Origin of the sequence: Chryseobacterium sp. SIMBA_028 (assembly GCF_046535285.1) — a bacterium.
Lineage (GTDB): Bacteria > Bacteroidota > Bacteroidia > Flavobacteriales > Weeksellaceae > Chryseobacterium.
Genome location: NZ_JAWRWZ010000495.1, coordinates 1 through 258, shown reverse-complemented (window position 1 = coordinate 258; position 258 = coordinate 1). Strand labels below are relative to the sequence as shown.

1 protein-coding gene is annotated in these 258 nt (G+C 67.1%); it reads right to left on the bottom strand.

Annotated elements, in window-relative coordinates:
• Positions 1-258 (bottom strand): aldehyde dehydrogenase family protein (locus SCA31_RS24245; protein WP_410699534.1); only part of this gene is annotated, 258 nt, incomplete at both ends.

The window sequence follows — 258 nt, the reverse complement described above, 5'->3', positions numbered from 1 at the left end:
AGCCTTGTGCCGCTTGCCGCCGGCGACGAGCCTGGCGCCGCGCTTCAGCGCATCCTCGACCTGCTCCTCGACCTTGGCGATGGCCCGCTCGTGCATCAGCGGGCCGATTTCGGCACCGGTGGACAAGCCATCGCCGACCTTCAGTTCGCGGATGCGCTCTGCAAATGCCGCTTCAAACCGGGCGGCGATCGAGCGATGCACGAAGATGCGGTTGGCGGCGAGGCAGTCCTGGCCGGAGGTCGCAAACTTCGCGTCGAT